This is a genomic window from Nocardioides marmoriginsengisoli, assembly GCF_003725695.1.
Classification (GTDB): domain Bacteria; phylum Actinomycetota; class Actinomycetes; order Propionibacteriales; family Nocardioidaceae; genus Marmoricola; species Marmoricola marmoriginsengisoli.
In genome coordinates this window covers 532,287-547,267 of sequence record NZ_RJSE01000003.1, presented here as the reverse complement: position 1 = coordinate 547,267, position 14,981 = coordinate 532,287, and the positions used below count along the sequence as shown (strand labels likewise).

At 69.6% G+C, this 14,981-nt stretch carries 13 protein-coding genes; 9 read left to right on the top strand and 4 right to left on the bottom strand.

Translation table 11 applies throughout. The features are described from left to right. The first annotated feature begins 43 nt into the window (after positions 1-43). From atpA to EFK50_RS04575, 5 genes are read left to right on the top strand one after another with little or no spacing between them, the layout of a single operon-like run. A complete protein-coding gene (atpA, locus tag EFK50_RS04595; RefSeq protein WP_123226348.1) occupies positions 44-1,684 on the top strand; it encodes a F0F1 ATP synthase subunit alpha in 1,641 nt (546 codons plus the stop codon). 3 nt (positions 1,685-1,687) lie between these two features. Further along, positions 1,688-2,599: a F0F1 ATP synthase subunit gamma gene (locus EFK50_RS04590; RefSeq protein ID WP_123226347.1), complete on the top strand. Its 912-nt coding sequence runs from the start codon at positions 1,688-1,690 to the stop codon at positions 2,597-2,599. A gap of 16 nt (positions 2,600-2,615) precedes the next feature. Then, positions 2,616-4,052 carry a F0F1 ATP synthase subunit beta gene (atpD, locus tag EFK50_RS04585; protein WP_123226346.1) on the top strand — a complete coding sequence of 479 codons (1,437 nt, stop codon included), beginning with the start codon at positions 2,616-2,618 and terminating at the stop codon, positions 4,050-4,052. Further along, on the top strand, positions 4,052-4,447 hold the full coding sequence (locus tag EFK50_RS04580; RefSeq protein ID WP_123226345.1) for a F0F1 ATP synthase subunit epsilon: 396 nt from the start codon (positions 4,052-4,054) through the stop codon (positions 4,445-4,447). The genes atpD and EFK50_RS04580 overlap by 1 nt, the downstream gene beginning before the upstream one ends. 56 nt (positions 4,448-4,503) lie before the next feature. Next, a complete protein-coding gene (locus tag EFK50_RS04575; RefSeq protein ID WP_123226344.1) occupies positions 4,504-4,959 on the top strand; it encodes a DUF2550 domain-containing protein in 456 nt (151 codons plus the stop codon). On the opposite strand, the gene EFK50_RS04570 is transcribed toward EFK50_RS04575, so the two are convergent. After that, positions 4,956-5,531, bottom strand: a complete 576-nt coding sequence (locus EFK50_RS04570; protein ID WP_123226343.1) for a cob(I)yrinic acid a,c-diamide adenosyltransferase — start codon at positions 5,529-5,531, stop codon at positions 4,956-4,958. The genes EFK50_RS04575 and EFK50_RS04570 overlap by 4 nt on opposite strands. A gap of 25 nt (positions 5,532-5,556) precedes the next feature. Between EFK50_RS04570 and murA the strand changes: the two genes are divergently transcribed. From murA to EFK50_RS04555, 3 genes are all read left to right on the top strand, one after another. Further along, positions 5,557-6,870 carry a UDP-N-acetylglucosamine 1-carboxyvinyltransferase gene (murA, locus tag EFK50_RS04565; RefSeq protein ID WP_221177263.1) on the top strand — a complete coding sequence of 438 codons (1,314 nt, stop codon included), beginning with the start codon at positions 5,557-5,559 and terminating at the stop codon, positions 6,868-6,870. Positions 6,871-6,948: 78 nt separating this feature from the next. Next, on the top strand, positions 6,949-8,964 hold the full coding sequence (locus EFK50_RS04560; RefSeq protein WP_123226342.1) for a protein meaA: 2,016 nt from the start codon (positions 6,949-6,951) through the stop codon (positions 8,962-8,964). A gap of 131 nt (positions 8,965-9,095) precedes the next feature. Beyond that, positions 9,096-10,613 (top strand): PAS domain-containing sensor histidine kinase, encoded by a 1,518-nt coding sequence (locus EFK50_RS04555; RefSeq protein WP_123226341.1) that lies wholly within the window; start codon positions 9,096-9,098, stop codon positions 10,611-10,613. Between the two features lie 6 nt (positions 10,614-10,619). Here the strand turns inward: EFK50_RS04555 and EFK50_RS04550 are convergent, their stop codons facing one another. The 3 genes from EFK50_RS04550 to glgX all read right to left on the bottom strand — a co-directional run bounded on the left by EFK50_RS04550 (position 10,620) and on the right by glgX (position 14,106). After that, positions 10,620-11,081: a hypothetical protein gene (locus EFK50_RS04550; protein WP_148046052.1), complete on the bottom strand. Its 462-nt coding sequence runs from the start codon at positions 11,079-11,081 to the stop codon at positions 10,620-10,622. Positions 11,082-11,178: 97 nt separating this feature from the next. Further along, positions 11,179-11,862, bottom strand: coding sequence for an endonuclease NucS (nucS, locus tag EFK50_RS04545; RefSeq protein WP_123226339.1), 684 nt, complete (start codon positions 11,860-11,862; stop codon positions 11,179-11,181). Positions 11,863-11,898: 36 nt separating this feature from the next. Beyond that, a complete protein-coding gene (glgX, locus tag EFK50_RS04540) occupies positions 11,899-14,106 on the bottom strand; it encodes a glycogen debranching protein GlgX (protein ID WP_246004031.1) in 2,208 nt (735 codons plus the stop codon). 88 nt (positions 14,107-14,194) lie between these two features. Here glgX and EFK50_RS04535 point away from each other — a divergent pair, with 88 nt between their 5' ends. After that, complete coding sequence (locus EFK50_RS04535; RefSeq protein ID WP_123226337.1) at positions 14,195-14,974, top strand: enoyl-CoA hydratase/isomerase family protein; 780 nt, start codon at positions 14,195-14,197, stop codon at positions 14,972-14,974. The last annotated feature ends 7 nt before the right edge of the window (positions 14,975-14,981 follow it).

Below are 14,981 nucleotides of genomic sequence, written 5' to 3'. Positions count from 1 at the left end.
CGAGTTCTTTGAAAACGTTGAAGCACAAGAGAGTAGGGACGAAATGACGGAGCTTTCGATCCGTCCGGAGGAGATCCGGGACGCGCTGCAGCGCTTCGTGGCTGACTACAAGCCCGAGGCCGCGAGCAAGGAAGAGGTCGGCACCGTTGCCGAGGCCGCGGACGGCATCGCCCGGGTCTCGGGTCTGCCCTCCTGCATGGCCAACGAGCTCCTCGAGTTCGAGGACGGCACCCTCGGTCTGGCGCTGAACCTCGACACCCGCGAGATCGGCGTCGTCATCCTCGGTGACTTCGACAAGATCGAAGAGGGCCAGACGGTGCGCCGTACCGGCGAGATCCTCTCGGTCCCGATCGGCGACGGCTACCTCGGCCGGGTCGTGGACCCGCTCGGCAACGCGATCGACGGCCTGGGTGACATCACCACCGAGGGTCGCCGCGCGCTCGAGCTGCAGGCTCCCGGCGTGATGGCCCGCAAGTCGGTCCACGAGCCGCTCGCCACCGGAATCAAGGCGATCGACGCGATGACCCCGATCGGCCGCGGCCAGCGCCAGCTGATCATCGGCGACCGCGCCACCGGCAAGACCACGGTCGCGATCGACACGATCATCAACCAGAAGGCGAACTGGGAGTCCGGCGACCCGAGCAAGCAGGTCCGCTGCATCTACGTCGCCATCGGTCAGAAGGGCTCGACCATCGCCTCCGTGCGTGCGGCCCTCGAGGAGGCCGGTGCCCTGGAGTACACCACCATCGTGGCCTCCCCGGCGTCCGACTCGGCCGGCTTCAAGTACCTGGCGCCGTACACCGGCTCGGCCATCGGCCAGCACTGGATGTACGACGGCAAGCACGTCCTGATCGTCTTCGACGACCTGACCAAGCAGGCCGAGGCCTACCGCGCCGTGTCGCTGCTCCTGCGTCGTCCGCCGGGCCGCGAGGCGTACCCGGGTGACGTCTTCTACCTGCACTCCCGTCTGCTGGAGCGCTGCGCGAAGCTCTCCGACGAGCTCGGCTCCGGCTCGATGACCGGTCTGCCGATCATCGAGACCAAGGCCAACGACGTCTCGGCGTTCATCCCGACCAACGTCATCTCGATCACCGACGGTCAGATCTTCCTGCAGTCCGACCTGTTCGCGGCCAACCAGCGCCCGGCCATCGACGTCGGTATCTCCGTCTCCCGTGTCGGTGGTGCCGCGATGACCAAGGCGATGAAGGCCGTCACCGGTTCGCTCAAGGTCGACCTGGCGCAGTTCCGCGCCATGGAGGCGTTCGCGATGTTCGCCTCCGACCTCGACGCCGCGTCGCGCCAGCAGCTCGACCGCGGTGGTCGCCTGATGGCCCTCCTCAAGCAGCCGGCGTACTCGCCGTACCCGCTCGAGGAGATGACCGCCTCGCTGTGGATCGGTACCACCGGTCGCCTGGACCTGGTCCCGGTCGACGACGTGCTCCGGTTCGAGCGCGAGTTCCTCGACTACCTCCGGCTCTCGCACGCTGCCGTCCTGGACACGATCCGGGAGACGCAGAAGTTCGAGGAGGGCACCGAGCAGAACCTGGTGGCCGCGTACGACGCGTTCCTCAACCAGTTCGAGACCTCGGACGGCCAGTCGCTCAAGGCCGGCAAGGAAGTCCACGAGGCGCTGGAGGACGGCGACGTCGAGCAGGAGCAGATCGTCAAGCAGAAGCGGGGCTGAACCATGGCTCTCTCTGTGCGCGAGTACCGCGCGCGGATCAAGTCGACCCAGTCGATGAAGAAGATCACGCGTGCGATGGAGCTCATCGCTGCGTCCCGGATCATCAAGGCGCAGCAGCGGGCACAAGCCGCTGCGCCGTACAGCCGCGAGCTCACCCGGGCGGTCTCGGCGGTGGCGACGTTCTCGAACGTCGACCACGCGCTGGTGACCGAGCCGACCGAGTCCGACCACTGCTCGGTGCTGATCATCACCAGCGACCGCGGACTGGCCGGCGCCTACTCCTCCAGCGTCATCAAGGAGGGGGAGCGGCTCATCGAGAAGCTCAAGGCCGAGGGCAAGGACGTCACGATCTACACCTCGGGCCGGAAGGCGGCGGCGTACTTCAAGTTCCGCAGCCGTCCGGTCAAGCAGAGCTGGGCGGGCTTCTCCGACCAGCCGACGTACGAGGACGCCAAGGCGATGGCCGAGACGCTGATCGCGGCGTTCGTCGCCGAGCAGGAGGCGGACTCGACCGACGAGGTGCACCTGGTCTACACGCGGTTCCGCTCGATGCTCGTCCAGGAGCCGGTCGCCGTGCGGCTGCTCCCGCTCGAGGTCGTCGAGGGCACCGAGGCTCCCGAGGCCGGTGACGTGCTGCCGCTGTACGAGTTCGAGCCGTCGGCGCACGACGTCCTGGACGCGCTACTGCCGAAGTACGTGACCAGCCGGATCTTCACCGCACTGCTGCAGGCCGCCGCCTCCGAGCTGGCTGCCCGTCAGAAGGCGATGAAGTCCGCGACGGACAACGCCGAAGAGCTCATCAAGAAGTACACCCGAATTGCCAACCAGGCCCGTCAGGCCGGGATTACCCAGGAAATCAGCGAGATTGTCGGTGGCGTCAACGCGCTCGCCGATGCGAACGCCGGCCAGGAATAACGGAGTAGTGAGAGACATGACTGCCACTATCAACGAGACCGGCATCGGCCGGGTCGCCCGGGTCATCGGCCCGGTCGTCGACATCGAGTTCGCGACCGACGAGATGCCCGAGATCTACAACAAGCTCGAGGTCGACATCACGCTGGGCGGCGAGACCACCACGCTCGCCCTGGAGGCGGCCCAGCACATTGGTGACGGCATGGTCCGCGCCATCTCGCTGAAGCCGACCGACGGCGTCGTCCGCGGCGCCCAGGTGCGCGACACCGGCAGCCCGATCACGGTCCCCGTCGGTCCCGAGACCCTCGGCAAGGTGTTCAACACCACCGGCGACGTGCTCAACCTGGCCGAGGGCGAGACCTTCGAGCCGGCCGAGCGCTGGGGCATCCACCGCAAGGCGCCGGCCTTCGACCAGCTTGAGTCGAAGACTCAGATGTTCGAGACCGGCATCAAGGTCATCGACCTGCTCGCCCCGTACGTCCAGGGCGGCAAGATCGGTCTGTTCGGTGGTGCCGGTGTCGGCAAGACCGTGCTGATCCAGGAGATGATCGCCCGGGTGGCCAAGGACCACGACGGCGTGTCCGTGTTCGCCGGCGTCGGCGAGCGCACCCGTGAGGGCAACGACCTGATCGAGGAGATGCAGGAAGCCGGGGTGTTCGACAAGGTCGCCCTGGTGTTCGGCCAGATGGACGAGCCGCCGGGCACGCGTCTCCGGGTCGCCCTGTCCGCGCTGACGATGGCGGAGTACTTCCGCGACGTGCAGGGCCAGGACGTGCTGCTCTTCATCGACAACATCTTCCGGTTCACCCAGGCCGGTTCCGAGGTCTCGACCCTGCTCGGCCGGATGCCGTCCGCGGTGGGGTACCAGCCGAACCTGGCTGACGAGATGGGCACCCTGCAGGAGCGGATCACCTCGACGCGCGGACACTCGATCACCTCGCTGCAGGCGATCTACGTGCCCGCCGACGACTACACCGACCCGGCGCCGGCCGCGACGTTCGCGCACCTCGACGCGACCACCGAGCTCTCCCGCGAGATCGCGTCGCTGGGTATCTACCCGGCCGTGGACCCGCTGACCTCGACCTCGCGGATCCTCGACCCGCAGTACATCGGTCAGGCGCACTACGACTGCGCGATCCGCGTCAAGCAGATCCTGCAGCGGAACAAGGAGCTCCAGGACATCATCGCGATCCTCGGTGTCGACGAGCTCTCCGAGGAGGACAAGACCATCGTCCACCGCGCGCGCCGGATCCAGCGGTTCCTGTCCCAGAACACCTACGTCGCCAAGCAGTTCACCGGCATCGAGGGTTCGACGGTGTCCGTGGGCGACACCATCGAGGCGTTCAACAAGATCGCCGACGGTGAGTACGACCACGTCGCCGAGCAGGCGTTCTTCATGTGCGGCGGTCTGGACGACGTCGAGAAGAAGTGGGCCGAGATCCAGGCGAGCCTCTGATGGCTTCCTTGCAGGTTGAGCTCGTCTCGGCGGACCGCCTCGTGTGGTCCGGCGAGGCGAGCATGATCATCGCCCGTACGTCGGAGGGCGACGTCGGCATCCTCCCGGGGCACGCTCCGCTGCTCTCGGTGATGCTCGACGGCGTCATCGACGTGACCACGGTCGACGGGGAGACCTGGGTCGCCGCTGTCGACGCCGGGTTCCTCTCGGTCGCCGACGACCGGGTCTCGGTGCTCTCCGAGCACGCCGAGATGGCGCACGACATCAACCTGGAGAAGGCGAAGGCCGACCTCGAGCGGGCCCACAAGGCCGGCGAGAACGACGGCGACCACGTCGAAGCCCTGGCTGCCGCCTGGGCCGAGGCGCGGATCAACGCCGTCGAGAAGGCACGCTGAACCCACCCGAACCGGACCGCACGGCGTACCGGCCAACTCTTGGAGAGCAGGGATAGATGCCCGCATGGCAGTGGCTGCTTGACTCAGCCGGTGTCGTGCTGCTCCTCGTGCTGGCCTACGGGCTGCTGCTGGTCATCCGGCGCCGGGTGCTCTCCCGCAACGGTGGCACCTTCGAGCTCTCCTACCGCGTCCGGTCGTCCTCGACCGGGCGCGGTTGGGTTCTCGGGATCGGCCGGTACTACGAGGACCACCTGGAGTGGTTCCGGATCTTCTCGCCGGCCCCGCGGCCGCGGCTGCGCTGGGCCCGCGCCGACCTGGTGATCGTCGGCCAGCGCGACCCCGAGGGGGCCGAGACGTTCGCCCTGTACGGCGGCCACCGGATCGTCGAGTGCCGGACGCCCGACGGCCCCGTCGAGCTGGCGATGAGCCTGAGCGCCGTCACCGGCTTCTCGGCATGGCTCGAGGCGGGCCCGCCGGGGACGGACTGGAACCAGCCGCCCTCGAACCGCTAGCCCCGCTCGCCGCCGGGCACCCAGAGCACGTCGCCGTTGGCGCGGTTCGCGTACCGGGCCAGGATGAAGAGCAGGTCGGAGAGCCGGTTCAGGTAGGTGATCGCCAGCGGGTTCATCACGTCGGCGTACTCGCTCCAGGCCGCCCAGGCCTCCCGCTCCGCCCGCCGTACGACGGTGCGGGCGACGTGCAGCTGCGCGGCTCCGGGCGTGCCGCCGTTCAGGATGAAGGAGCGCAGCGCCGGCAGGTGCTCGTTGTAGGCGTCGCACCAGCCCTCGAGCCGGTCGATGTAGTCCTGCTCGATCCGCAGCGGCGGGTACTCGGGGTTCGCGACCACCGGGGTGCACAGGTCGGCGCCGACGTCGAAGAGGTCGTTCTGGACGTGGGTGAGCACGGCGACCACGTCGTCCTCGAACTCGCCGGTCGCCAGGGCCACGCCGAGGTGGGCGTTGCTCTCGTCGACGCCGGCGTACGCCTGCAGCCGGGAATCGGTCTTCGTGGTCACGCTCATGTCGCCCAGGCGGGTCTCGCCGGCATCGCCGGTGCGGGTGTAGATACGGGTGAGGTTGACCATGGGGCCAGCGTAATAGGCTCCTGGTGTGGAGAGCTTCCAGGTGGTCTCGGCGGGCCCGCACGCCCGTCCTCTCGAGGGCACCGTCTACGTGGGCGGGGCGAAGAACTCCGCACTCAAGCTGATGGCGGCCGCGCTGCTGGCCCCGGGAACGAGCACGATCAACAACGTCCCGGACATTCTCGACGTGACCGTGATGGGCGAGCTGCTGCGCCGCCTCGGCTGCGAGGTCGACATCGCCCACCCCGCGGACGCCGACCCGACCCGGGAGCTGACCAGCGGCCGGGTCCGGATCACCGTGCCCGAGGTGCTCGACTGGGAGGCCCCCTACGAGCTCGTCCGCCGGCTGCGCGCCTCGATCGCCGTCCTCGGGCCGCTGGTGGCCCGCTGCCACCGGGCCAGCGTCGCGCTGCCCGGGGGTGACGCGATCGGCTCCCGCGGCCTGGACATGCACATGACCGGCCTGCGCGAGCTCGGTGCCGAGGTGAAGGTCGAGCACGGCCAGGTCGTCGCCGACGCCCCGACCGGCCTGACCGGCGCGAGCCTGTGGCTGGACTTCCCGTCCGTCGGCGCCACCGAGAACCTGTTGATGGCCTCCGTGCTGGCCACCGGGACCAGCGTGATCGACAACGCCGCCCGCGAACCGGAGATCGCCGACCTCTGCCACCTGCTGGTCGCGATGGGTGCCCGGATCGACGGGATCGGCTCGTCGACGCTGACGATCGAGGGCGTCGACCGGCTCAACCCGGTCGAGCACACCACAGTCTCGGACCGGATCGTGGCCGGGACCTGGGCGTTCGCCCCGGCGATCGCCGGCGGGACGGTGACCGTCGCCGGGGGAGTGGCCTCGCACCTGGACCTGGTGCTCGACAAGCTCGTCGACGCCGGGGCCGAGCTCAGCACGCACCCGGACGGCTTCACCGTCAGCGTCGGGAAGCGGCTGCGCTCCTTCGACGTGGTCACGCTGCCCTTCCCCGGGTTCCCGACCGACCTGCAGCCGTTCGCGATGGCACTGGCCTCGGTCAGCGACGGGACCGCGATGATCACCGAGAACGTCTTCGAGTCCCGGTTCATGTTCGCCCAGGAGCTCGCCCGGCTCGGTGCGGACCTGCACACCGACGGCCACCATGCCGTCGTACGGGGGGTGCCGCTGCTCTCCGGAGCCCCGGTGGTGGCGCACGACATCCGGGCCGGGGCCGCCCTGGTGCTGGCCGGGCTGGCCGGGCAGGGCGTCACCACGGTGGCCGAGTCCCAGCACATCGACCGCGGCTACCCGCACTTCGCCGAGGTGCTGGCCAGTATCGGAGCCGATGTCAGCAGGGTGCCCGGCCCGTCGCTGTGACTCCGGAGTGATCTGGCGCACGCGTGAGACAGTCCACATCCATTACCGATCAGTAGCCCGAGGATTTACCCTCCTCCTATGAGCGCTGAAGACCCGCAGGTGAAGGATCGCCCCTGGGTGATGCGGACGTACGCCGGCCACAGCTCGGCCGTCGAGTCGAACAAGCTGTACCGCGGCAACCTGGCGAAGGGGCAGACCGGCCTGTCGGTCGCGTTCGACCTGCCGACCCAGACCGGCTACGACCCGGACTCCCCGCTCTCCCGGGGCGAGGTCGGCAAGGTGGGCGTCCCGATCCAGCACCTGGGCGAGATGCGGAAGCTGTTCGCGGACATCCCGCTGACGGACATGAACACCTCGATGACCATCAACGCCACCGCGATGTGGCTGCTGGCGCTCTACCAGGTCACCGCCGAGGAGCAGAACCCCGACCTGTCGGCCGAGGAGGTCGCGGCCCAGCTGGCCGGCACCACCCAGAACGACATCATCAAGGAGTACCTGAGCCGGGGGACCTACGTGTTCCCGCCGCAGGCCTCGCTCCGGCTGATCAGCGACATGATCGCCTACACGGTCCACCAGATCCCGAAGTGGAACCCGATCAACATCTGCAGCTACCACCTGCAGGAGGCCGGGGCCACGCCGACCCAGGAGCTCGCCTACGCGCTCACCACCGCGATCGCGGTCCTGGACGCGGTCAAGGATGCCGGTCAGGTCGACGAGAAGGACTTCGAGCAGGTCGTCGGGCGCATCTCCTTCTTCGTCAACGCTGGCGTCCGGTTCATCGAGGAGACCTGCAAGATGCGGGCCTTCGTCCAGCTCTGGGACGAGATCACCACGGAGCGGTACGGCGTCAAGGACCCGAAGATGCGCCGGTTCCGGTACGGCGTCCAGGTGAACTCCCTGGGCCTGACCGAGGCGCAGCCGGAGAACAACGTCCAGCGGATCGTGCTGGAGATGCTCGGCGTGACGCTGTCCAAGAACGCCCGGGCGCGCGCCGTACAGCTGCCGGCGTGGAACGAGGCCCTCGGCCTGCCGCGCCCGTGGGACCAGCAGTGGTCGCTCCGCCTGCAGCAGGTGCTCGCCTTCGAGTCCGACCTGCTCGAGTACGAGGACATCTTCGACGGGTCGCACGTGATCGAGGCGAAGGTGGCCCAGCTGGTCACCGACGCCCGTGCCGAGATGGACCGGGTCCAGGCGATGGGCGGCGCCGTCGCGGCGGTCGAGTCCGGCTACATGAAGCAGGAGCTGGTCTCCAGCCACGCCGCCCGGCGGGCCCGGATCGAGAACGGCACCGACGTGGTGGTCGGCGTGAACAAGTTCGAGACGACGGCGGTCTCCCCGTTGACCGCCGATCTCGACGGCGCCATCCAGACCGCCGACCCGGAGGCGGAGCGGACCGCCCTGGACTCGCTGAGCTCCTGGAAGGCGGAGCGCGACCAGGCCGCGGTCGACGCCGCCCTGGAGAAGCTGGCCGCGGACGCGAAGACCGAGACCAACCTGATGACCGCGACCCTGGCCGCCGCCCGCGCGGGCGTCACGACCGGGGAGTGGGCCGGGACGCTGCGCGAGGTCTTCGGCGAATTCCGGGCCCCGACCGGCGTCGCCGGAGCGGTCGGCGTCGCCGAGGCCGGCTCCGAGCTGACCAAGGTGCGGGAGAGCGTGAGGGCCACCGGTGAGGAGCTCGGCGGCCGGTTGCGACTGCTGGTCGGCAAGCCCGGTCTCGACGGGCACTCCAACGGCGCCGAGCAGGTGGCGGTCCGTGCTCGTGACGCCGGCTTCGAGGTCGTCTACCAGGGCATCCGGCTGACTCCGGAGCAGATCGTCGCGGCCGCGGTGGCCGAGGACGTGCACTGCATCGGCCTGTCGATCCTCTCCGGGTCGCACATGGAGCTGGTCCCCGACGTCCTGGACCTGATGAAGGCCCAGGGGATCTCGGACATCCCGGTGATCGTCGGCGGGATCATCCCGGACTCGGACGGCAAGAAGCTGGTCGAGCTCGGGGTCGCGATGGTCTTCACCCCCAAGGATTTCAGCCTGACCCAGGCGATGGCGGGCATCGTGGACGTGATCCGGCGGGCGAACGCGCTCGACGGCTGACGCCGCTGGTCTAGTCGGCTGTGACCTGATCCGGCCGGTGCGACGCAGTCGCGTCAGCATCGTGCGGTTCGGGCGTCTCGTCATAGCATGAACAGACAGGTAGCAGTCCCGCCGGGGCTCGAGGGGGTCTGATGACCACGGACTCGGGGACCACGAACAGCTCGCCGGACCTCGGCGGGTTGCTGGAGGCTGCCCCGGACGCGATGGTGGTGATCGACCAGTCCGGCGCGATCGTGCTCGTCAACGCCCAGACGCTGTCGGTCTTCGGCTACGCGCGGCACGAGCTGCTCGGACAGCCGGTGGAGATGCTGGTGCCGGCCGACCTGCACTCCGTGCACCGGCAGCACCGGCACGACTACGTCGGTGAACCGCACGTCCGGGCGATGGGGTCCGGCCTGGACCTGCGTGCCCGTCGCAAGGACGGTTCGGAGTTCCCGGTCGAGATCTCGCTGGCGCCGCTGGAGACGGAGGACGGACTGCTGATCTCGGCCGCGGTCCGCGACGTCACCAGCAAGCGACGCGAGGAGCGCCTCTTCCGCGGTCTGCTCGAGGCCGCGCCGGACGCGATGGTGATCGTCGACCAGGAGGGCACCATCCTGCTGGTGAACGCTCAGGTCGAGAGGTGCTTCGGGTACGACCGCGAGGAGCTGATCGGCAGGAGCGTCGAGGTCCTGGTGCCGGAACGGTTCGCCGGGATCCACGTCGCCTTCCGGTCCGGGTACGTCGCCGGACCCCGCACCCGGCCGATGGGCCTCGCGGGTGATCTGCACGCGCGCCGCAAGGACGGCTCCGAGTTCCCGGTGGAGATCTCGCTGGCGCCGCTGGAGACCGAGGACGGGCTGCTGATCTCGGCCGCGGTGCGCGACATCAGTGAGCGCCGGGCGATGCAGGAGGAGGCCGAGCGGGTCAAGGACGAGTTCTTTGCGACGGTCTCCCACGAGCTGCGCACGCCGCTGACCTCGCTGCTCGGCTACAGCGAGCTGATGGCGGACCTGGAGCAGCTCAGCCCCCAGGGCCGGCGGTTCCTCTCGGTGATCACCCGCAGCGCCGAGCGCGAGCTCCGGCTGGTCGACGACCTGCTCACGCTGGTCGCGATCGAGGAGAGCGGACTGGCGATCCGGCCGGCCCGGGTCGACCTGGTGCCGATCCTGCGCGATGCCGTGGAGGCCGCGCGTCCGCGTGCCGAGGAGCTGCACATCGAGCTCGAGCTGGACCTTCCGGGGATCGGTCTGATGATCAACGCCGACCGCGACCGGATCGGCCAGGCGATCGACAACCTGCTCTCCAACGCGCTGAAGTTCACCCCGGCGGGTGGAGAGATCGGGGTCCGGCTCCGTGCCGTCGACGGCAACGCCGAGATCGAGGTGGCCGACTCGGGGATGGGGATCGGCGAGGTCGAGCCCAACCGGGTCTTCGAGCGTCTCTACCGCTCCGGAACCGCGGTGGCGCAGCAGGTCCCGGGCGCCGGCCTCGGGCTGACCATCGCGCTGGCGATCGTCGAGGCGCACCAGGGGACGATCGGGGTGGTGAAGACCGATGCGCACGGGACCACGTTCCGGATGAGCTTCCGGGTGGTCGAGGAGACGCCGGGGACACCGGTCGATGGCCCCGCTCCCTGGTCGGTCGACGACTTCAGTCCCGCCGGCTGAGCCGGGTCAGGCGGACGCGGGGAGGCGCTTCAGGAGCTCACCGAGGGTCTCCTCGACGCGGGCGAAGCACGTTCGATTCTCGTCGCGGAGCTCGGCGATGCTGGACCGGGTCTCGGTCCGGAGCTCAGCGAAGTCCTTGCGCACCCCTGCGAAGCCGGCATCCAGGTCGGTGAAGTCGGCACGAAGCTCGGTGAAGTCGGCACGCAGGTCAGTGACGTCGGCACGCAGCGCGGTGAAGTCGGCACGCAGCTCGGTGAAGCCGGCACGCAGGTCGGTGAAGTCGGCACGCAGCGCGGTGAAGTCGGTGCGCAGGTCGGTGAAGTCGGCGCGCATCTCGGCGAAGTCGGCACGAAGCTCGGCGAAGCCGGCACGCGTCTCTGCCCGGTGCTCGGCGATCGCGTCGTAGATCGCGACCGTCTCGGTCTCCAACCGGTACACCCGGCGTTCAAGTTCGGTTTCATTCGTCATGGACTCAAACTAGGTCGGCGGATCCGGCCTCGCCAGACCGCGGCGATCGCCTGTGGAGAACTCCTGGCCCGGGGTCCGGTGTGCGTGCGAGACGCCGCTAGAAGAGCCGTTCGGTCGGGTCGTCCAGGCCGCGCAGGGCGTCGTAGTCGACCAGTGCGCAGGTGATCCCGCGGTCCTCCGCGAGCACCCGCGCCTGGGGCTTGATCTCCTGCGCGGCGAAGATGCCGCGGACCTCGCCCTTGGTCGTGAGCAGCGGGTCGCGGTTGAGCAGCTCCAGGTAGCGGGTGAGCTGCTCCACGCCGTCGATGTCGCCGCGGCGCTTGATCTCCACGGCCACCGACAGACCTTCGCCGTCGCGGCACATCAGGTCGACGGGGCCGATCGCGGTCGGGAACTCCCGGCGTACCAGGGTCAGGCCCTCGGCGAGCGTCGCCGGGTGGTCGGCGAGCAGCTCCTGGAGGTGCTTCTCGACGCCGTCCTTCTGCAGGCCGGGGTCGACCCCGAGGTCGTGGGAGGTGTCCTGGAGGATCTCCTCGATCAGGATCCGCAGGGTGTCGTCCGTCTTCGAGGTCACCACCCACTCGACCTGGCCGTCGTCGTTCTTGCCCTCCTTGACGGTGCACGGCGGGCTCATCCAGTTCAGCGGCTTGTACGAGCCGCCGTCGGAGTGCACCAGCACCGACCCGTCGGATTTGAGCATCAGCACCCGGGTCGCCATCGGCAGGTGGGCCGAGAGGCGGCCGGCGTAGTCGACCTGGCAGCGCGCAACGACGAGTCTCACGCAGGAGAACCTAACCGATGCCACCCGGGCGCGGCGTCACCCCTGCCGCAGCACCACCAGGGACTGCGCCGTCAAGGTGAACGTCTCCCCGGCGCGCAGGGCGGTCCCGGTGGCGACCTCCGGGGCGGTCGACAGCACCACCGACCCGGTCTGGACCCAGGCGTTCTCGGGCAGCACCACCTCGCAGTCCGCCTCCGACCCGTTGAGCCAGAACAGGAACGACGCGTCGCGCTGCTGCTCGCCGCGCGGGCCGGGGGAGCGGAGCGGGTCCCCGGAGACGAACATCCCGATCACCCGGAGGTCGCCGTCGTGCCAGTCGTCCCCGGTCATCTCCCGGCCGGCCGGATGGATCCAGGCCAGGTCCTTCGGGCCGCCGGCGATCGCCGGCCTGCCCTCGAACCAGTGCCGTTGCCGGAGGGCGGGGTGCTCCCGCCGCAGCCGCAGCGCGGTCCGGGTCACGTCCCACATCCCCAGCCAGGCGTCGTCGGGACGCCAGTCGATCCAGGAGGTCGCGTTGTCCTGCGCGTACGGGTTGTTGTTGCCACCTTGGGTCCGGCCGCGCTCGTCGCCGGCAGTGATCATCGGCACCCCGTTGGACAGGCACAGCGTGATCATCAGGTTCGCGGCGACCCGCTGCCGCCGCGCGATCACCGAGGCGTCGTCGGTCTCGCCCTCGACCCCGTGGTTCGACGACCGGTTGTTGTCGGTCCCGTCCCGGTTCCCCTCGCCGTTGGCCTCGTTGTGCTTGGACTCGTAGGAGACCAGGTCGCGCAGCGTGAACCCGTCGTGGGCGGTGATGAAGTTGACCGAGGCGTACGGCGACCGGCCGTCGTCGGCGTACAGGTCCGAGGACCCGGCCAGCCGGGTAGCGACGGTCCGGACCCCGTCGGAGCGGCCGCGCCAGAAGTCCCGCATCGTGTCGCGGAACTGGTCGTTCCACTCCACCCACGGCGGCGGGTACTCGCCGACCTTGTAACCGTCCCCGGAGGCGTCCCACGGCTCGGCGATCAGCTTGGCGTGCCGCAGCGCCGGGTCCTGGCCGATGGTGGTGAGCAGGTTGCTCTGCATGTCCACCGCCATGTCGCTCGCGTACCCCGACCGGGTCAGCGCCGAGAGCAGGTCGAAGCGGAAGCCGTCGACGTGCATCTCGGTGACCCAGTAGCGCAGCGAGTCCAGGATCAGCCGCAGCGCCTGCGGGTTCTGGGCGTTGACGGTGTTGCCGCAACCGGTGACGTCCCAGTAGGTGTCGTCGAAGCGCGCGTGCGCCGGGAGCCCCGCCGCGTCGTCGACCGGCGCGACCCGGTGGTACGTGCCGCGGTCGTCCAGCCCGCGGAAGCTGTACGTCGGCCCGAGGGCACCGGCCTCCGCGGTGTGGTTGTAGACCACGTCGAGGATCACCTCGATCCCGGCGGCGTGGAAGTTCTTCACCATCTGCTGGAACTCGGTGACCTGCTGACCGCGGTCGCCCGAGGACGAATAGGCGCCGTGCGGAGCGAAGAACCCGATCGAGTTGTAGCCCCAGTAGTTGCTCAGCCCCAGGTCCGCCAGGTGCGGCTCGGAGACGAAGGCGTGGATCGGGAGCAGCTCGACGGCGGTGATCCCGAGGTCGGTCAGGTAGCGGATCACCTCCGGGCTACCGAGACCGGCGTAGGTCCCGCGCAGCTCCTCCGGGATCTCGGCGTGCAGGGCCGTGAAGCCCTTGACGTGCAGCTCGTAGATCACCGAGTCGCGCCACCGGCGCCGCAGCGGCGGATCGCCGTCGGGGCCCCAGTCGAAGTCCGGAGCCACCACCACGCTGCGCGGCATCGCCGCGGCGGAGTCCAGCTCGCTCGGGCTCTCCGGGTGCGCCAGGTCGTGCGCGAAGATCGACGGCCCGGGCGTGACCGTCCCGGTGACGGCCCTGCCGTACGGGTCGAGCAGCAGCTTGTACGGGTTGAACCGGAGCCCCTGGGAGGGCTGCCACGGCCCGGCCGCCCGGAACCCGTACGGCGTCCCGGGTGCGACCCCGGGGACGGCTCCGTGCCAGATCCCCAGCGAGTGCTCGGTGAGCTGGTACGTCGTCTCGGTGACCGTGCCGTCGTCCGTCTCGTCGAACAGGCACACCCACATCGCGGTGGCCGCCGGGGCCGAGACCGCGAAGTTGGTCGACTCGGGGGACCAGGTCGCGCCCAGGGGCCAGCTCCGTCCCGGCCAGACCGGGGCGGTCGCATCGGGGCTGGTCCACCGCCAGATGTCGAGTGCCACCTGGCGATCATCGCAGCCGGGTGTCATAGGTTGTGCTGCACGGGTGGGCTCGCGCTCCGAGCGGGCCGACGAGCAAGGAGTGCATCGCATGGGTGAATTCGTACGTCTCGAGGTTGCTGACGGAGTCGGCACGATTCGGCTGGACCGGCCGAAGATGAATGCGTTGAACGCCCAGGTCCAGGAGGAGATCCGCGAGGTGGCCGGCGAGGCGACCGCCCGCGACGACGTGAAGGCCGTGGTCATCTACGGCGGCGAGCGGCTGTTCGCGGCCGGCGCCGACGTCAAGGAGATGGCCGACATGTCCTACACCGACATGATCAAGCGCTCCTCGGGACTCACCACCGCGTTCACCGCGGTGGCCCGGATCCCCAAGCCCGTGGTCGCGGCGATCACCGGCTACGCCCTCGGCGGCGGCTGCGAGCTCGCGCTCTGCGCTGACATCCGGATCGCCGCCGACGACGCGATCCTCGGCCAGCCGGAGATCCTGCTCGGGATCATCCCGGGGGCCGGCGGCACCCAGCGCCTCTCCCGGCTGGTCGGCCCGAGCCGGGCCAAGGACATCATCTTCACCGGCCGGTTCGTGAAGGCCGAGGAGGCGCTGGCGATCGGCCTGGTCGACCGCCTCGTCCCCGCCGCCGACGTCTACACCGAGGCGCTCGCCTGGGCCAGCCAGTTCGCGAACGCCGCCACCTACGCCGTACGGGCCGCCAAGGACGCCATCGACCGGGGGCTCGAGGTGGACCTGGAGACCGGCCTGGAGATCGAGCGGCAGCAGTTCGCCGCGCTGTTCGCGACCGAGGACCGCACCATCGGAATGGGCTCGTTCGTCGAGAACGGTCCGGGCAAGGCGCAGTTCCAGGGCCGCTGAGCTCCGG